Raw genomic sequence first — 18,861 nt, 5'->3', positions numbered from 1 at the left:
GGAATTTTTCCGCCTCCCGATTCGGTCACTATAGAAGCGCCCGCCCTGACGACTCAAAGAGGATCCTGTCTTGACCGAGCAGCTTCGACTGATGGCCGTCCACGCCCACCCCGACGACGAGTCGAGCAAGGGCGCGGCCACCATGGCCAAGTACGTGTCCGAGGGGGTGTCCGTGCTGGTGGTGACCTGCACGGGCGGTGAGCGCGGCTCCGTCCTGAACCCCAAGCTCCAGGGTGACAAGTACATCGAGGAGAACATCCACGAGGTGCGCGCCAAGGAGATGGACGAGGCCCGCGAGATCCTCGGCGTCGACCAGGAATGGCTGGGATACGTCGACTCCGGCCTGCCCGAGGGCGACCCGCTGCCGCCGCTCCCCGAGGGCTGCTTCGCCCTGGTGGACGTCGACGAGGCCGCCGGCCGCCTGGTGAAGAAGATCCGCGCCTTCCGGCCGCAGGCCATCACCACGTACGACGAGAACGGGGGCTACCCGCACCCCGACCACATCATGACCCACAAGATCTCGATGGTGGCCTTCGATCACGCCGCCGACACCGAGAAGTACCCCGAGGCCGAGTTCGGCCCGGCGTACCAGCCGCAGAAGCTCTACTACAACCAGGGCTTCAACAAGCCGCGCACCATCGCCCTGCACGAGGCGCTGCTCGCCCGCGGCCTGGAATCCCCCTACGGGGAGTGGCTCGAGCGGTGGAAGGAGTTCGAGCGCAAGGAGCGGACCCTGACCACCCACGTGCCCTGCGCCGACTTCTACGAGATCCGTGACAAGGCGCTCATCGCCCACGCCACGCAGATCGACCCCGACGGCGGCTGGTTCCGCGTCCCGATGGAGATCCAGAAGGAGGTCTGGCCCACGGAGGAGTACGAGCTCGCGAAGTCCCTCGTGGACACTTCCCTCCCCGAGTCCGACCTCTTCGCGGGCATCCGGGAGAATGCGTAGCTATGAGCGCTACGCACGAAGCAATCGCCCAGCTCCTCCCGCTGGCCGGCGACACCTTCGACAAGAACAAGGTGACCCCGGGCCTGCTCGGATTCGTCGTGTTCGCGGCCCTCGCCCTCGGGGTGTGGGGCCTGATGAAGTCGATGAGCCGCCACATGGGCCGGGTCGACTTCAAGGAAGCACCGGAGCCCGCCGCGGCTCCGGCCTCGGCCCCGGCCGAGGGCACGCGCGCCCCGTAGGGCGCCGTCCCCGTGCGGTGACCGCCGCCCGGCCGTGAAAGACGGCCGGGCGGCGGGTCTCCGCGCGCTCTGTGCGCTCGGTGGCTCCGCACGCGCTACACCGAGGGCAGCGGCACCGGGACGCCCATGATCTCCCGCGAGTGCAGGTTCGGTACGAGCGACAGCCGCCACGCCTGCCAGCCCTCCGCCGGGTCCACCCCGCGCGCCAGGATCACCGTGTAGGACTCCAGGCAGTCCTCCAGCCGCCCGTCCCGCATCGGGTGCGGGGCCGCCGCCAGCCGCGCCAGCTCCGTGCGCGCCTCGTCCGGGGCCGCCGGGACCGCGTACGGCAGGAGCGTGCAGCGCAGGAAGCGCGCCCAGTCCTCCCCGCGCCGGTCCCCGTAGGAGATGAACAGCCGCACCGCCTCCTCGCACAGGTCCAGCGCCTGCGCGGTCCGGCCGTTGCCCGCGTCCACCACCGCCAGCTCCAGGCAGGTCCACGCCTCCCCGTGGGCCAGCCCGATCCGCCGGAAGTCCGCCCGCGCGTCCACCAGCAGCTGGCGGGCGAACCCGGAGTTCTTCAGGTTCCCCGTCTGCGCCGCCCGCTGGTCGCGGGTGACCCGGCCCGAGTGGTGGCGGGCGTGCGCCAGCCCGTACACGTCCCGCATCCGGGAGAACATCGTGCGGGCCCGCTCCAGTTCCCGTACCGCCCGGTCCCGCTCCCCGGCCTCCTCCAGCGCCTGGCCGAGGTAGTACAGCGTCCACGCCTCGCCGCGCGCGTCCTCCGACTCCCGGTGCCGGGCCAGCGCGTCCCGCAGCCGCTCCAGCGCCGGCCCCGGATCCCCGTCGACCACCCGGGCCCGGCCCAGCTGGGTCAGCGCCCACGCCTGGCCCCGGTCGTCGCGCGTGCGCCCGTACAGCTCCAGCGCCAGGCGCAGCTCCGCCTCCGCGCGCGGCACCTCGCCCAGGCGCAGGTACACCTGGCCCAGCTGCAGGTGCGCCCAGGCCTCGCCGTGCACGCTCTCGCTCTCCCGGTGCAGGACGAGGGACTCGCGCAGCAGCCGCAGCGCCTCCGCGAGGTGTGCGCGGTCGCGCTCCACCGCGCCGAGCGCGTGCAGGCCCCACGCCCGGTCGCCCGCCAGCTCGTCCGGGGCCTGGAGCACCAGCGCCTCGCGGATGCGGGCCGAGGCCTCGGGGAGGTTGCCCTGGTGGTGCAGGGTGATGCCCAGCGAGACCAGGGCCATGCCCGCGCCCGCCTCCTGCCGGGCCTCCTTGTACTGGTCGACCAGCGAGGTCAGCGTGGTGCGGGACTTGTCCAGCTCGCCGAGCTGGCGGGCCGCGATACCCGTACGCCACTGCACCGAGCGGACCAGCAGCCCCTGGTCGACGGCCTGCGTGAGCTCGTTGATCTCACCGAGCCGGTACAGGTCGCCGCGCAGCAGGCAGAAGTCGCAGAGCGCGCCCAGCAGGTCCAGTACGGCCTGCTGGTCCACGCCCTCCGAGTGCCGCAGCGCCGCCGTGATGAAGCTCGACTCGTCGTCCAGCCAGCGCAGGGCCGCGTCCAGGGAAGGGAACCCGTGCCCGCCGACCGTGCTCGCCTTGGACAGGGCGTTCGCGCGCGTGGACATCTTCCCGTCGACCATCCGGATCACCGAGTCGGCGAGCTGCGCGTACGTACGGATCAGCCGCTCGTGCGCCGCCGCCGCGCCGGCCCGGTCCTCGTCCTGCTCCAGGCGCGCGGCCGCGTACGCGCGCACCGCGTCGTGCATCCGGAACCGGTCCCCGCGCACGTGGTCCAGCAGCCCCGCCCGCGCCAGTTCGCGCAGCAGCCGCCCGGCCTCCGCCTGGTCCGCGTCGATCAGCGCCGCCGCGGCCGCCGCCCCCAGCGAGGCCCGCCCGGCCAGCGTGAGCCGGCGCAGCAGCCGGCGCCGCTCCTCGGGCAGGGCCGCGTAGGCCAGGTCCAGGGCGGCGCCCAGGGAACCGCCGGCCGCCGGGGGCTCCCCGACGCCCCCGAGGGGGGCCAGGACGCGCAGCGCCAGCGGCAGACCGGCGCCGAGCGCGAGCAGGCCCCGTACGGTCTGCGCCGGGTACGGGGCCACGGGCGGCTCCGTACCCGCGGCCGCGGCTCCCGCCGCCTGGACCAGCTCCGCGCCCGCCTCCTCCGCCAGCCGGGTCACCGGCAGCTGGTACACCCAGGCCGCCAGCTCCGGGGGCAGCTCCAGGGGCTCCCGGGCCGTGACCAGGACCAGGCTCTCGGAGCGCTCGGGCACGAGCATCCGTACCTGCGCGGCGTCCACGGCGTCGTCCAGGACCACCGCCACCGGGGTGCCCTGCACGTGCTGGTGGTACAACTCGCCGAGCCTGCGGACCTGTTGCTCCGCCGACGAGCCCTCGCGGAACAGCAGCTGCTCGCGGGGCGCGCCGAGCCGGTTCATCAGGTGCAGCAGCGCCTCACGGGTGGGCAGTGGATTCTCCGCAGCGCCGCCGCCCCGCAGGTTCACCACGCAGGCACCCCTGAACTGGTCCCGCAGCGCCTGCGCGGCGTGCAGCGCGAGCGTGGTGCGGCCCACCCCGGGCTCCCCGTGCAGCACCACCACCACCGGGCGCGTCTCGGTGCTCACCCGGGCGCTGTGCACCCACTGAGCGATCCGGGCCAGCTCGGCCCGACGGCCCACGAACGCCCCTTCCAACGCGGGGAGTTGACCGAAGGACTGCTCCAGCATGGCCCGCCTGCGCGCCTCGGCGCTGCGATTGGCCCCGCGCAGCGGGAGGGCGGAGCCCCCGCTGCCGTTCGCCACCTTGGGCGGGGCGTGCAGCGCCGCCGCCACCTTGCGCTGCTGCTCCAGGAAGGGGCGTATCCCGCGCACGTCCAGCGCCGACAGCCACTTCAGCTTGAGCTGCTCCGCCCCGCCCGGGCGGCCCGCCTCCCCGGCGCGCCGGTTGGCCGCGGGCAGGTGCAGGGCCGTCACCTTGGCCACGGTCGCCGTCGCCCCGGCCACGCCCACGACGGCCCCGGTGGTCAGCGCGGTACCGAGCGCCACGCCGAAGGCCAGGTCGGCCACGATCGCGGCGGCCGCCGCGACACCGGTGACCAGCGAGGCCGTCGAGGTGTTCGCCCGCCGGAAGGCCTCGCCGAGCGACTGATCCCCGGCCGCCGCCTCGTCCAGGGCGTGCACGTACGCCTCGTACTCGGGGGCCGCGCTCGCCGCGAGCGCGTCCAGGGTCTGCATCCCGCGCGCCAGCAGCGCCGCCTTGGCCTCCGGAGTGCCGGCCGCCCCACCGGCGCCCCGCCGGGCCTCCTCCTCCACGGCCCGCCCCAGCAGCCGCTCGGCCTCACCGCGATGACTGTCCCGCATCGGCAATCCCCCTCAGAGAGCTCCGGCACCGTGCCACAAGTGTCCGCCGCGACGCTCGCGAGCGCGAGGGAATCTGAGCTAGTTCAGAGGGAGTTGGCCCGCAACCGGTCGCATGTGGTCTCCAGGTGAGCAGGCATCGAGCCACGCGTGACCCGCTCCCCGGTTCGTCCGTTATGCGGAACATCGGACGAACTCTCGAAAGGGGAACTGGTCATGGATGATGCCCGTCGAAACCTGCGAGCTGATCGCGCGGCCTTGGCTGCGTTGGGCCTGAGTGCTGACGAGCTTGGGGCCATGGGGCTGGATCGGCCCGCCGCGGCGGAACCTGCAGGCCTGATGGACGTCTATCTACGGCGGAGCAGCGGCAAGGAGGGCATGGCCACCCTGCGGGGCCAATTGAGGGACCTGGTTCGTTGGGCCAAAGCGGATGGAATCGAGATTCGGCACGTCTGGTTCGAGGAAGTCTCGGCATCCAAAGCGCATGTGAGGCGACGTGAATTCGAAAAGGCCACTCAAGCGATCATGTCCGGTGAGTCGAGGACGCTCGGAGTGTGGAAGGTGGATCGCTTTGACCGGCGCGGCATGGGGGCCGTCGGGCGTATGCTCGACGAATTTGACCGCCGGCAGTCGCGCCTAGTGTCAGTCTCGGAGGGGCTGGACTCGGCGAAGGGGGGACGTGTGGTCTTCGCGATCCTGAGCGAGCACGCCAGAGAGGAAGCGAAGAACACCGCGAAACGCGTCAAGATCGGCCATGACTCACACAAGGCGGAAGGCAGGCGTGGAACGGGAATGCCTCCCTTCGGGCTCTTCAGTGCCCCCGCTAGCGGCAAGGTCGAGCGTCACCGGGACGAGTATGAGACCGCCCGACGGCTGGCGGATCTGCTGCTTGACGGCAAGACCACCAAGGGCACCGCACACCGACTCAATGAGGAAGGTCGTCCTACCCGGAGTGGTGCCACGTGGTCACCCACCGCCGTCAGCAAGCTTGCCCAGTCCCCACTCTTCGCGGGAATGGTCCCTGTGCGGCAGCGCAGGGTCGATGAGTTCGGTAATCCCTTGGATTCCTGGAAGGGATATGGAGATCCATTGCGCAATGACAATGGCGAGGTCGTGATGTGTGGCCAGGGGGTTGTAACGCCGCATGAGTGGTTCACGATCAAGGGGCTGATTGCCGCACGGATTGATGAGAGCTGGGCCAATGGAACGTCGCGAGGGAGGTACTTGGGGGCAGGTAGCTATCGATGCGGGCGCATGAGGCGACAGGAGAGTCGTTCCGTGGGCGAGGTGTGCGGCGGTGTGATGAGTTACCGTGGCGGTCGCTATCGATGCCAAGTCAGAGAAACGCGCGGCAAGGCAATCTGTGACGGCGTGGTGACGCTTGCCGAGCGCATTGACCTGGCGGTTGGGGAAGCCTGGGTGAACCACGTGGTCAGCCTCGCCCCGGATGATTCGTTGATCGCGGAGATAGTCCGGACGTGGCCTGCCTTGGCAGGCTCGGCGGCTGGTGCGCGAAGGTCGGCGGTGCGGAAGGAGCTTGAAGCGGCCCGCAAGCGCGTGAGGAAGCTGGAGGATGACTTCTATCTCTACGGCAAGGTGGACGAAGGGCGTTTCGAAGAGCTAGGTGACGGACTCCGCGCTGTCATCGAGTATTCGACTGCCGCCTTGGCGTATCTGGACGCACAAGCCGACTGCATCCCCCTCCTGCAGCCTGAGGTCTTGCGAGTGGTATGGGAGGGGGCGGATATGGCGGACAGGCGCATGCTGTTGATGACCTCGTTGGGGGAGAAGGGCATCACGGTCAAGCCGGCGGCTCGGCAGGGGGATCACACTCCGATCCTTGATCGGCTCGAGTTCGACTGGGTGTCGAGCCCCCAAGCGATGCCTGAGGTGTGATGGGGCGGCAGTCCCTGCACTGAATGGCGCTGCGGTATGTCGGACACCCGTGGGCAGGCGGGCGTTGTCTGGCTCCATACGAATAGATTGGCCCCATGCCGAACCGCCTCGCGAACGAGACCTCGCCGTATCTGCTCCAGCACGCCGACAACCCCGTCGACTGGTGGCCATGGTCGCCCGAGGCCTTCGCTGAGGCGCGGGAGCGTGGTGTACCCGTTCTGCTAAGCGTTGGCTATAGCTCGTGTCATTGGTGTCATGTCATGGCCAACGAATCCTTCGAGGATGAGCTGACGGCTGCCTACCTCAACGAACACTTCGTCAACGTCAAGGTCGACCGCGAGGAGCGGCCCGACATCGACGCCGTCTACATGGAGGCCGTGCAGGCCGCCACGGGGCAGGGCGGGTGGCCCATGACCGTGTTCCTGACGCCCGACGCCGAGCCCTTCTACTTCGGGACCTACTTCCCGCCCGAGCCCCGGCACGGGATGCCCTCCTTCATGCAGGTGCTCGAAGGCGTGCGCACCGCGTGGGTCGGGCGGCCCGAGGAGGTGGCGGAGGTCGCGCAGCGGATCGTACGGGACCTCGCGGGGCGGCAGCTCGACTACGGGAAGGCCGGCACCCCCGGGCCCGAGGAGCTCGCGCAGGCGCTGCTCGGGCTGGTGCGGGAGTACGACGCCACGCGCGGCGGGTTCGGCGGGGCGCCGAAGTTCCCGCCGTCCATGGTGCTGGAGTTCCTGCTGCGCCACCACGCCCGGACCGGGTCCGAGGGGGCGCTGGAGATGGCGGTCGACACCTGTGAGGCCATGGCGCGGGGCGGGATCTACGACCAGCTCGGGGGCGGGTTCGCGCGGTACTCCGTGGACCGGGAGTGGCAAACGCCGCATTTCGAAAAAATGCTCTATGACAATGCGCTGCTCTGCCGGGTCTACGCCCACCTCTGGCGCACCACCGGGGACGAGCTCGCGCGTCGGGTCGCCCTGGAGACCGCCGACTTCATGGTCCGTGAACTGCGCACCCGGGAGGGCGGCTTCGCCTCCGCGCTGGATGCCGACAGCGAGGACCCGGAGACCGGCAAGCACGTGGAGGGCGTCTACTACGCCTGGACTCCGGCCCAGTTGCGCGAGGTGCTGGGGGAGGAGGACGGGGAGCTGGCCGCCGCCTGCTTCGGGGTGACGGAGGAGGGGACCTTCGAGCACGGGATGTCGGTGCTCCAACTGCCCGTCCAGGGGCCCGACATCGGCGAGGAGCGGCTCGCCGGGATCAGGGAGCGGCTGCTCGCGGCACGGCAGGAGCGGCCCGCGCCCGGGCGGGACGACAAGATCGTCGCCGCCTGGAACGGGCTGGCCATCGCGGCCCTCGCCGAGTGCGGGGCCTTCTTCGACCGGCCCGACCTGGTCGAGCGGGCCACGGAGGCCGCCGATCTGCTGGTCAGGGTGCACATGGACGGGATGGCCCGGCTCGCGCGGACCAGCAAGGACGGGCGGGTCGGGGCGAACGCCGGGGTGCTGGAGGACTACGGGGACGTCGCCGAGGGGTTCCTGGCGCTGGCGGCCGTCACCGGGGAAGGGGTCTGGCTGGAATTCGCCGGGTTCCTCGTCGATCTGGTCCTGGTCGGGTTCACCGCCGAGGACGGCTCCCTGTACGACACCGCGCACGACGCGGAGCGGCTGATCAGGCGGCCGCAGGACCCGACCGACACCGCGGCCCCCTCCGGCTGGACGGCCGCCGCCGGCGCCCTGCTCTCGTACGCCGCGCACACCGGTTCGCAGGCGCACCGTACGGCGGCCGAGCGGGCGCTCGCGGTGGTGCACGCGCTCGGGCCGCGGGCTCCGCGCTTCATCGGGCACGGGCTGGCGGTCGCGGAGGCGCTGGTCGACGGTCCGCGCGAGGTGGCCGTGGTCGGCCATCCGGAGGATCCGGCGCGGGCGGAGCTGCACCGGATCGCCCTGCTGGGGACGGCCCCCGGTGCGGTCGTGGCGACGGGGCTGCCGGGGGCGGCGGACGGCAGTGGAGGGGAGTTCCCCCTTCTGGCCGAGCGCACGCTCGTGCACGAGCTCCCGACGGCGTATGTCTGCCGACATTTCGTCTGCGCGCGGCCTACGACCGATCCGGTCGAACTGGCGGAGCAGTTGGGTACGGTTCGTCCCTGAAAGCGCTGGAGTAGCGCCAATTCCGTTTGTTTCAAGGTCAGTTCGGCAACGCGGTTTTTATCTCGATTGCGCCTGCGCGTCATGTTCGCTGCCTAGTCTCATGACTTCGGAGTCACCGAGCAGTCACTGTCAGCGCCGTGGGGCGCCGGCGTAGAGCGCACCGGGGGATGCGCGCGCGGGGGGAATCGGGGGCGGGGCGAGGGCGGCGGGCTGGGGAGCCTGCCGCGCGTGCCCGTCCCCGGGGGGTTGGGGAGATCGCCGCCTGGGGTTGCGGCACGTCTGTGGGGGACGCTTTGTTCATTTCCGTGTTCATTTGTGTCGTATCGCTCGCGCTCTTCTGGATGGCGGCGTTCACGCTCTGGTGGCAGATGCACGCCTGGCGGACGCCCGAGACGCTCGCCTCGACCCGCTTCGACAGCCCCGACAGCGGTGGCCGGCTGGCCTTCTCCCTGCTGCTGCCCGCCCGCCACGAGCAGGCGGTGCTGGAGCACACCATCGAGCGCCTCCTGGAATCGAGCCACCGCGACTACGAGATCATCGTGATCGTCGGCCACGACGACCCGGGGACCGCGGAGGTGGCCGAGCGGGCCGCCGCCCGCGCGCCCGGTCTCGTACGCGTCATCACCGACCACCACGAGGTCAAGAACAAGCCGAAGGCCCTCAACACCGCGCTCCCGCACTGCCGGGGCGACATCGTCGGAGTCTTCGACGCCGAGGACCAGGTCCACCCCGAGCTGCTGTCCCACGTGGACCACGCCTTCCGGGCCACCGGCGCCGACGTGGTCCAGGGCGGGGTCCAGCTCATCAACTTCCACTCCAGCTGGTACAGCCTGCGCAACTGCCTGGAGTACTTCTTCTGGTTCCGCTCCCGCCTCCACCTGCACGCGGAGAAGGGGTTCATCCCGCTCGGCGGCAATACCGTCTTCGTGCGCACCGAGGTGCTGCGCGAGGCCGGCGGCTGGGATCCGAACTGCCTCGCCGAGGACTGCGACCTGGGCGTGCGGCTGTCCTCCGTCGGCAAGAAGGTGGTCGTCGCCTACGACTCCGACATGGTGACCCGCGAGGAGACCCCGGGGTCCCTGGTGAGCCTGCTCAAGCAGCGCACCCGCTGGAACCAGGGGTTCCTCCAGGTGTACCGCAAGAAGGACTGGCAGCAGCTGCCCGGCCGCGGCCAGCGCTGGCTGGCCCGCTACACGCTCATGACCCCCTTCATGCAGGCCACCTCGGGGGTGATCATCCCGGTGAACTTCGCCGTCGCCGTCTTCCTCGACGTGCCCGTCGGGGTCGCGATCGTCACCTTCCTGCCGATGATCACCGCGATGGTGACCTTCGTCTTCGAGGTGGTCGGCCTGCACGACTTCGGCCGCCAGTACGGGCTGCGGGTGCGGTTCGTCCACTACGTCAAGCTCGTGGTCGGCGGCCCGTTCTACCAGGTGATGCTGGCCGGCGCCGCGATCCGCGCGGTCTGGCGCGAGCAGCGCGGACAGGGCGAGTGGGAGCTCACCAGCCACACCGGAGCCCACCTCGCGTCCGTCGGCGCCCCGAGCACCCTGACCCGAGAGGACAGCCCCCAGTGACCACCACTCTGCCCACGGCCACTGATCCCCAGCCCGGTGCCGCGACCACCGACGCCGTCACCGAGGCCGTCACCGAGGCCGTCACCGAGGCCGTCACCGAGGCCGTCACCGACGCCGCCCGCATCCCGCGCCCGCGCACCGGCGGACTCGGGGTCCGCCCCGCCGCGCCGGCCCGGCCGCTCGTCCGGTTCCGCTCCTCGCGCCCCGACCTGCTGCTCTGCGGGGTGCTGCTGCTCGCGATCCTCCTCGTACAGGGCTGGAACATCACGAACTTCCCGACCCTCAGCGACGACGAGGGCACCTACCTCGCCCAGGCCTGGGCCGTCCAGCAGGGCAAGGGGCTGGCGCACTACACCTACTGGTACGACCACCCCCCGCTCGGCTGGATCCAGATAGCGGGCCTGACCTACCTGCCGTCCCTGTTCGTACCCGACGCGATGACCGTCGCGCCGATGCGGTTCTCGATGCTCGCCGTCTCCGCCGCCAGCTCGGTCCTGCTGTACGTGCTCGCGCGCCGGCTCTGGCTGCCGCGCTGGGCGGCCGGTCTGGCCATGGGCCTGTTCGGGCTCTCCCCGCTCTCCGTCGTGCTCCAGCGGGAGATCTTCCTCGACAACATCGCCGTGATGTGGATGCTGCTGGCCTTCTGCCTCGCCGCGTCCCCCCGCCGCCACCTGTGGCACCACTTCGCCTCCGGCCTGGCGGCCGCCACCGCCGTGCTGACGAAGGAGACGATGCTGGTGGTGCTCCCGGCGCTGCTGGTGACGATGTGGCGCCACAGCCACCGCGACACCCGCAAGTTCGCCGTCACCGGAGCCGTCACCGCCTGCGTGCTGATCGGGGTGACGTACCCCCTCTACGCGCTGCTCAACGCCGAGCTGCTGCCGGGCTCCGGCCACGTCTCCCTCATCGACGGGATCGTCTACCAGATGGGCCGGGCCGGCTCCGGCTTCATCCTGGACCCCGGCTCCGGTTCGCACGGGGTCTTCGAGTCCTGGCTGTACTACGACACGGTGCTGCCGCTCGGCGGACTGGCCGGCGCGGTCCTGCTCCTCGTCACCATCCGGTGGTCGGTCACGGCCCGGGCGCTCGCGGGCCCGGCGCTGGCCGTGGTCATCCTCGGCCTCGTCGCCCTGCGGCCCTCCGGGTACCTCCCGGCGATGTACGTGATCCAGGCGCTGCCGTTCCTGGCGCTGGTCCTCGCCGGGGGCGCGGCCAGCGTCACCCACGCCGTGCTGCGCCGCCGCCGGGCGCCGGGGGAGCGGCGCGCCCTGGCCTACGGGCGGTGGGCGCTGGTCGGCGTCCTCGCCGCCTCCGCCCTCGTGTACCTCGTTCCGCGCTGGTACGACGGCAACCGTACGGCGCTCACGGTCGACGCGAACGCCCCGTACCGGCAGGCCGCGGCCTGGCTCGGGCGCGAGGTGCGCGAGCCCGCGACGACCCGGGTGCTGGTCGACGACGCGCTGTGGCTGGACGCCGTCCACCACGGCTTCGACCCGGGGCTCGGCGCCATCTGGTTCTACAAGGCCGACCTGGACCCCGCGGTGACCAAGACGCTGCCGCGCGGCTGGCGGGACATCGACTACGTGGTCTCCTCGCCCACCGTCCGCCGCGATGCCGCTCAACTGCCCAATGTCAAGGCCGCGTTGGACCACTCGACGGCGGTCGCCGTCTTCGGTGAGGGCGAGGACCGCATCGAGATCCGGCGCACGGACCGGGCGGACGGCAGTGACCCCACGGCCCGCACTTCCAACGGGAGTTGATCCTGCATGAGTGAAGACCTGTGGGCCCCACACGTCCCACATGCCCCGCACCTCCCGGAGGCCGCCGTCGAGGCGCCCGCCCCGGGCAGTGTCACCCTCATCATCCCGACCTTCAACGAGGCGGGAAACATAGCCGAGTTGCTGAGCCGGCTGGCCGGCGCCCTGCCCGCGCACCTGCCGGTGTCGGTGCTGTTCGTCGACGACTCCACGGACGACACCCCGGCCGTCATCGAGAAGGCGGCCCGGGAGTGCGCCTTCCCGGTGGCGGTCCTGCACCGCGAGAGCCGCGAGGGCGGGCTCGGCGGGGCCGTCGTGGAGGGGATCGGGCGGGCGGACACCGACTGGATCGTCGTCATGGACGCCGACCTCCAGCATCCGCCCCACCTGGTCCCCGAGCTGGTCGGGGAGGGCGCGCGCACCGGCGCCGACCTGGTCGTGGCCTCCCGCTACATCGCGGGGGGCAGCCGGGCCGGGCTCGCCGGGAGCTACCGGATCGCGGTCTCGCGCGGGGCGACCTGGCTGGCCAAAGGGCTCTTCCCGCGCGCCCTGCGCGGGATCAGCGATCCGATGAGCGGGTTCTTCGCGATGCGCCGCGCGGCGGTGACGGAGGAGGCGCTGAAGCCGCTGGGCTACAAGATCCTGATGGAGCTGGCCGTGCGCTGCCGGCCGGAGCGGGTGGCCGAGGTGCCGTTCGTCTTCCAGGAGCGCTTCGCGGGGGAGTCCAAGTCCACCGCCCGCGAGGGCCTGCGCTTCCTGACCCACCTGGCCTCGCTGCGCTCCGCGACCCCGCTGGCCCGCATGATCGGCTTCGGGCTGGTCGGGCTCTCCGGCTTCGTCCCGAACCTGGCGGCCCTGTGGATGCTCACGCACACCGGGATGAACTACCTGGTCGCCGAGGTGGTCGCGAACCAGGCCGGGGTGCTGTGGAACTTCCTCCTCATCGAGACCCTGCTGTTCCGCGACCGGCGCCGGCACCGCCACTGGGCCGACCGGCTCGGGCGCTTCACGCTGCTGGCCAACGCCGATCTGCTGCTGCGGATCCCGCTGATCGCGGTGTTCGTCGGCACCTGGGGCTTCGGCGTCCTGTCCGCGACCGCGCTCGCCCTGGTCACCACCTTCGTCCTGCGCTTCGCGGCGACGGAGGCACTCGTCTACCTCCCGCGCAAGGCGGGCCGTACACACACGAGTTGAGCCGCACGAAGGGACGTTTCTCATGGAGAGGAAGATCCGGCGCAGGGCAGGGTGGCGGGCCGCCCTGCTGGCCGTCGGGGCGATGACCGGGGGCCTGCTGCTGACCGCGCCGCAGCAGGCCACCGCCGGACCGCCCAACCTGCTCACCAACCCCGGCTTCGAGACCGCCGGTCCGGCCGGTTCCGACATGCCGTCCTGCTGGTCGAAGTCCGGCTGGGGCGACAACGACTTCACCTTCGCCACCGTCGCCGACGCGCACTCCGGCACCAAGGCGATGAAGGTATCGCTCACCCGCCGGGTGGACGGCGACCGCAAGGCCCTGGTCACCGAGAACGGCACCTGCGCCCCGACGGTCGTACCGGGCAAGCAGTACGACCTGTCGGCCTGGTACAAGTCGAACACCCCGGACGTGTCGGTGACGGTGTTCCGCCACGACACGGTGGCCGGCTGGCAGTACTGGACCGATCTGCAGAATCCCCCCGTCAGTGCCGCGTGGGCGCGCACGCAGGTCCGTACGCCGGCGGTCCCGCCCACCACGGACAAGATCGCGTGGGGTCTGTCGGTCTACGGGGTGGGCACGCTCACCACCGACGACTACGCGCTGGAGGAGGTGGGCGCGGTCCCGCCGCAGCCCACCTGCACGGGTACGGCCACCGAGTGCGCCAAGGGCAAGTGGGAGGTGATCGCCGCCAAGAACCCGGTGCGCTCGATGCACGCCGTCGTGCTGAAGAACGGCAAGGTGCTGCTGATCGCGGGCTCGGGCAACGACATCGCCCAGTTCAACGCGGGCACCTTCACCTCCGCCGTCTACGATCCGGCGAACGGCTCGTTCAAGACGATCCCGACGCCCGTGGACATGTTCTGCTCCGGGCACGTCCAGTTGTCCGACGGCCGGGTGCTGGTGATGAGCGGCAACAAGGGCTATCCGTCGGCCGACGGCACGATCGGGTACCAGGGGCTGAAGGACTCGTACACCTTCGACCCGGCGACCGAGAAGTACACGAAGACCAACGACATGAACGGCGGGCACTGGTACCCGTCGGCGACCGTCCTCGGCAACGGCGACGTGATCTCCTTCGGCGGGCTGAAGGAGGACTCCACGGGCAACGTGACGGCGGAGAAGTTCTCGGCGGCGCAGAACAAGTGGCTGCCGATGAACGAGGTCAACCAGACCTGGTCGTACTGGGGCCTGTACCCGTCGATGATCCTCATGCAGGACGGCCGGCTCTTCTACTCGGGCAGCCACACCTTCGGCAACGGCACCCCGGGCACCGGCGCCTCGGTCTACGACTACGACGCGAACACCATCACCGACGTGCCCGGCCTGCGGAACAAGGACGAGCGCGACGAGTCGGCGAGCGTGCTGCTGCCCCCGGCGCAGGACCAGCGGGTGCTGACCATCGGCGGCGGCAACAACGAGCGCAACCCGGCCGCGAACCGGCTCACCGACATCATCGACCTGAAGCAGCCGAGCCCCGCCTACACGGCCGGCCCGGACCTGCCGCAGGGCCTGGTCGACCAGGGCGCGGGCAAGCGTCCGCAGACCGGCGCCGAGGGCAAGATGTTCGTGTCCGCCGTGCTGCTGCCCGACGGCAAGGTGCTGGAGACCGGCGGCGGTCTGCACGACCGGGCCGACCCGGTGTACGAGGCCTCGTTCTTCGACCCGACCACCAACACCTACCAGCCGGGCCTGGCCACCGACCCGATCCCGCGGACGTACCACTCGGCGTCGTTCCTGATGCCGGACGGCCGCGTCATGTCGGTCGGGGACAACCCGGGCAACGGCACGTACAACCACAACGTGTCGATCTACACCCCGCCGTACCTCTTCAAGGGGGCGCGCCCGCAGATCACCTCGGTGATCGACAACCAGTGGGTGTACGGGGACACGCAGCGCATCACCGTCAACCGGGCGATCGCCAAGGCGGAGCTGATCCGTCCGGCGGCCGTCACCCACTCCTCGGACCCGAACCAGCGGTTCGTGGACCTGCCGCTGACGGTGGTCAACGGCACGACCATCGACCTGAACGTCACCAGCAACCCGAACCTGGCCCCGCCCGGCTGGTACATGCTCTTCGCGGTCGACGCGAACGGCATCCCGTCCATCGCGCAGTGGGTGCACCTGGGCGGCCCCTCCGCCCTGGCGGCGGCCGCCGAGCCCCCGACCGCGCACGAGCACACCTTCGCGAACAAGCTGGCGGACCCGAAGAAGAACCCGGCGAAGCGGGACTCGGCCCCGGTGGCCCCGACCGTGGCCGGCTGCGACCGGCACTACGGCACGGCCAACGTGTGCGTGCCCACGCGGTTCCCGGCGGAGGTGAAGGCGACGACGGAGGCCCGCTGCGACTGGCTGGCCGCCCACAAGTACCCGGCCCGCCTGAAGGTCAACGGCAGTGATCCGCTCCGCCTGGACCCGGACGGCGACGGCTACGCCTGCGCGTAGGCGCGCGGAGGCGCGGGCAGGTGCGCGTCCCGGGGGCCTGGCCCCTGGGACGCGTTCCGTGGTTCAGGCCCGGCGGAGCCGGATCACCGGGATGTCCCTGTCCGTCCCCCGCTGGTACTGCTCGTACCGGGGGAACACGGAGAGCAGGAGGGGCCAGACCCTGGCCTTTTCCTCCGGGGGCAGCACGTCGGCCCGGGCCCGGAACCGCTCGCCCAGTACCCGTACGTGCACCTCGGGGTGGGCTTCGATGCTCGCGAACCACAGGGGGTGCTTGTCGGAGCCTCCGTTGGAGGCCACGATCAGCAGGCTGTCCCCGTCCTCGGCGTAGATGAGGACGGTGCGGTGCCAGCCGCCGCTGACCCGGCCCCGGTAGTCCAGCAGCAGGCAGGGCGAGCCGTTCATGTCGGTGTCCCGCGTGCCGCCCGACTCCTCGTACCGAACCGCTTGGTCGCGCACGTGCGGGTTGGGGCTGAGCTTCACTGCGGCCGGGTCGTAGTCGGGCATTCGGATTCCTCTAGTGCGAGTAGGCGGCCAGCGAGATGCCGACGTAGTGGGCGACGAAGGCGGCCAGGGTCAGGGAGTGGAAGACCTCGTGGAAGCCGAAGAAGCGGGGGGAGGGGTTCGGCCGCTTCATGCCGTAGATGACGCCGCCGACGCTGTAGAGCAGGCCGCCGACGATGACCAGGACCAGGACGGCGATGCCGCCGGTGCGCATGAAGTCGGGGAGGAAGAAGACGGCCGCCCAGCCCATGGCGATGTAGCAGGGGGTGTAGAGCCAGCGCGGGGCGCCGACCCAGAAGACGCGGAAGGCGATGCCGGCCGCGGCCGCGATCCAGACCGCCCAGAGCAGGGTCCGCCCGGTGGAGTCGGGCAGGAGCAGGACGGTCAGCGGGGTGTACGTGCCCGCGATGATCAGGAAGATGTTGGCGTGGTCGAGCCGCCGCAGGATGGCCTCGCCGCGCGGGCCCCACGTACCGCGGTGGTAGACGGCGCTGACTCCGAAGAGCAGGCACGCGGTGAGGACGTACACCCCGCAGGCCACCCGGGCCGAGGTCGAATCGGTGAAGGCCATCAGGACGAGGCCGGCGATCACCACGGCGGGGAACATGCCGGTGTGCAGCCAGCCGCGCATGAGCGGCTTGGCCTCCTGATCGGCGGGTTCGACCATCGGAGCGGCCGCGGCAGCGGCGTCGGAAGTCATGCCGAACATGCTACCTACGGTTGCGTAGGTTTCCGTTAGTGCGCTTTACGGAAGATTGACCGGAGTGGCGATGCTCACGTGAGAGGCCCCCTGGACATATGCGCACACGCACCGGATGATCAGATGAGTGCGGTCGACACCGGATGAGCGGAGCGCGAAGCGTCCGGGTCGCGGCCCCCACGGGGCAATCACAAATCAAACCCCTCAACAAGGAGCGATCGTGGCGCGCGACATCGCGGCTGGCACCACCACTTCCGACGTCCCCACCAAGCACCAGGAGCTCATCTCCTGGGTCGGTGACATCGCGGCCCTCACCCAGCCTGACCGCATCGTCTGGTGTGACGGCTCCGAGGCCGAGTACGAGGCCCTCTGCGAGGAGCTCGTCTCCAAGGGCACCTTCAAGAAGCTGGACCCGGCCAAGCGACCGAACTCGTACTACGCCGCCTCCGACCCCTCCGACGTCGCGCGCGTCGAGGACCGGACCTTCATCTGCTCCGAGAAGGAGGAGGACGCGGGCCCGACCAACCACTGGAAGGCCCCTTCCGAGATGAAGGAGCTGTTCGCGGGCAAGGGCGAAGAAGGCGGCATCTTCCGCGGTTCCATGAAGGGCCGCACGATGTACGTCGTCCCCTTCTGCATGGGCCCCCTCGGCTCGGAACTCTCCGCCATCGGCGTCGAGATCACCGACTCCGCCTACGTCGCGGTCGCCATGCGCACCATGACCCGCATGGGACAGGCCGTCCTCGACGAGCTCGGCACCGACGGGTTCTTCGTCAAGGCCGTCCACACCCTCGGCGCTCCGCTCGCCGAGGGCCAGGACGACGTGCCGTGGCCGTGCAACACCACCAAGTACATCTCGCACTTCCCCGAGACCCGCGAGATCTGGTCCTACGGCTCGGGCTACGGCGGCAACGCCCTGCTCGGCAAGAAGTGCTACGCCCTGCGCATCGCGTCCGTCATGGCCCGCGACGAGGGCTGGCTCGCCGAGCACATGCTGATCCTCAAGCTCACCCCGCCGGCCGGCGAAGCCAAGTACATCGCCGCCGCGTTCCCGAGCGCCTGTGGCAAGACCAACCTGGCCATGCTGGAGCCGACCATCCCCGGCTGGACCGTGGAGACCGTCGGTGACGACATCGCCTGGATGCGCTTCGGCGAGGACGGCCGTCTCTACGCGATCAACCCCGAGGCCGGCTTCTTCGGCGTCGCCCCCGGCACCGGCGAGCACACCAACGCCAACGCCATGAAGACCATGTACGCGAACACCGTCTTCACCAACGTCGCGCTCACCCCGGACGGCTCCGACGTCTGGTGGGAGGGCATGACCGAAGAGGCGCCCGCGCACCTGATCGACTGGAAGGGCAACGCCTGGACCCCGGAGTCCGACACCCCGGCGGCCCACCCGAACGCCCGCTTCGCCGTCCCCGCCTCGCAGTGCCCGACGATCGCCCCCGAGTGGGAGGACCCCAAGGGCGTCCCGATCTCCGCGATCCTCTTCGGCGGCCGCCGCGCCTCCGCCGTGCCGCTGGTCACCGAGTCCTTCGACTGGAACCACGGCGTCTTCATCGGCTCGAACATCGCCTCCGAGAAGACCGCCGCCGCCGAGGGCAAGGTCGGCGAGCTGCGCCGCGACCCCTTCGCCATGCTGCCGTTCTGCGGCTACAACATGGGCGACTACATGGGCCACTGGGTCGACGTGGCCAAGGACAAGGACCAGGCCAAGCTCCCGAAGATCTACTACGTGAACTGGTTCCGCAAGAACGACGCGGGCAAGTTCGTGTGGCCCGGCTTCGGCGAGAACAGCCGTGTCCTGAAGTGGATCGTCGAGCGCCTCGACGGGACCGCCGAGGGCGTGGAGACCCCGATCGGCATCCTGCCGACCGTCGCCTCCCTGGACACCGACGGCCTGGACCTGCCCGCCGCCGACCTGGAGTTCCTGCTCACGGTCGACAAGGAGGTCTGGCGCGACGAGGCCTCGCTGGTCCCCGCCCACCTGAACACCTACGGCGACCACACGCCGAAGGAGCTGTGGGACCAGTACGAGGCGCTCGTCAAGCGCCTGGGCTGATCCTTCCGGGCCGGTCCTGTTGGGCCGGTCCTGCTGGGCCGGTCCTGTTGGGCCT

General features: G+C 70.7%; 12 protein-coding genes. 9 read left to right on the top strand and 3 right to left on the bottom strand.

Annotation, left to right across the window (positions count from 1 at the left end; all coding sequences use genetic code 11):
* Positions 1-70: 70 nt before the first annotated feature.
* Together mca and OG730_RS16190 are read left to right on the top strand one after the other, a co-directional pair.
* Positions 71-952, top strand: a complete 882-nt coding sequence (gene mca / locus OG730_RS16195; RefSeq protein ID WP_266880790.1) for a mycothiol conjugate amidase Mca — start codon at positions 71-73, stop codon at positions 950-952.
* Between the two features lie 2 nt (positions 953-954).
* Positions 955-1,191: a hypothetical protein gene (locus tag OG730_RS16190; protein WP_327304921.1), complete on the top strand. Its 237-nt coding sequence runs from the start codon at positions 955-957 to the stop codon at positions 1,189-1,191.
* Positions 1,192-1,286: 95 nt separating this feature from the next.
* Here OG730_RS16190 and OG730_RS16185 read toward each other — a convergent pair whose 3' ends face one another.
* Complete coding sequence (locus OG730_RS16185; protein WP_327304920.1) at positions 1,287-4,526, bottom strand: tetratricopeptide repeat protein; 3,240 nt, start codon at positions 4,524-4,526, stop codon at positions 1,287-1,289.
* Positions 4,527-4,739: 213 nt separating this feature from the next.
* Between OG730_RS16185 and OG730_RS16180 the strand changes: the two genes are divergently transcribed.
* The 6 genes from OG730_RS16180 (at position 4,740) to OG730_RS16155 (ending at position 15,540) form a co-directional block, all read left to right on the top strand.
* Positions 4,740-6,419: a recombinase family protein gene (locus OG730_RS16180; RefSeq protein WP_327304919.1), complete on the top strand. Its 1,680-nt coding sequence runs from the start codon at positions 4,740-4,742 to the stop codon at positions 6,417-6,419.
* A gap of 95 nt (positions 6,420-6,514) precedes the next feature.
* Entirely contained in the window at positions 6,515-8,569 is a 2,055-nt protein-coding gene (locus OG730_RS16175; protein WP_327304918.1) for a thioredoxin domain-containing protein, read from the top strand.
* A 293-nt stretch (positions 8,570-8,862) separates the two neighbouring features.
* The gene (locus OG730_RS16170; protein ID WP_327304917.1) at positions 8,863-10,146 is read left to right on the top strand and encodes a glycosyltransferase; all 1,284 of its coding nucleotides are present in this window, start codon (positions 8,863-8,865) and stop codon (positions 10,144-10,146) included.
* A 122-nt stretch (positions 10,147-10,268) separates the two neighbouring features.
* Positions 10,269-11,906, top strand: coding sequence for an ArnT family glycosyltransferase (locus tag OG730_RS16165; protein ID WP_442815198.1), 1,638 nt, complete (start codon positions 10,269-10,271; stop codon positions 11,904-11,906).
* Positions 11,907-11,912: 6 nt separating this feature from the next.
* Positions 11,913-13,097: a glycosyltransferase gene (locus OG730_RS16160; RefSeq protein WP_327304916.1), complete on the top strand. Its 1,185-nt coding sequence runs from the start codon at positions 11,913-11,915 to the stop codon at positions 13,095-13,097.
* Between the two features lie 22 nt (positions 13,098-13,119).
* Entirely contained in the window at positions 13,120-15,540 is a 2,421-nt protein-coding gene (locus OG730_RS16155; RefSeq protein WP_327304915.1) for a galactose oxidase family protein, read from the top strand.
* A 63-nt stretch (positions 15,541-15,603) separates the two neighbouring features.
* Here OG730_RS16155 and OG730_RS16150 read toward each other — a convergent pair whose 3' ends face one another.
* Positions 15,604-16,044 carry a nitroreductase/quinone reductase family protein gene (locus OG730_RS16150; protein ID WP_327304914.1) on the bottom strand — a complete coding sequence of 147 codons (441 nt, stop codon included), beginning with the start codon at positions 16,042-16,044 and terminating at the stop codon, positions 15,604-15,606.
* A gap of 10 nt (positions 16,045-16,054) precedes the next feature.
* Entirely contained in the window at positions 16,055-16,741 is a 687-nt protein-coding gene (gene trhA / locus OG730_RS16145) for a PAQR family membrane homeostasis protein TrhA (RefSeq protein ID WP_327304913.1), read from the bottom strand.
* Positions 16,742-16,961: 220 nt separating this feature from the next.
* Here trhA and OG730_RS16140 point away from each other — a divergent pair, with 220 nt between their 5' ends.
* The gene (locus tag OG730_RS16140; RefSeq protein ID WP_327304912.1) at positions 16,962-18,806 is read left to right on the top strand and encodes a phosphoenolpyruvate carboxykinase (GTP); all 1,845 of its coding nucleotides are present in this window, start codon (positions 16,962-16,964) and stop codon (positions 18,804-18,806) included.
* Positions 18,807-18,861 lie beyond the last annotated feature (55 nt).

The sequence above is a fragment of the Streptomyces sp. NBC_01298 genome, from assembly GCF_035978755.1.
In the GTDB taxonomy this organism is placed as follows: domain Bacteria; phylum Actinomycetota; class Actinomycetes; order Streptomycetales; family Streptomycetaceae; genus Streptomyces.
Note: the sequence above shows the minus strand (reverse complement) of the source record. Positions and strands in the feature narration are given on the sequence as shown.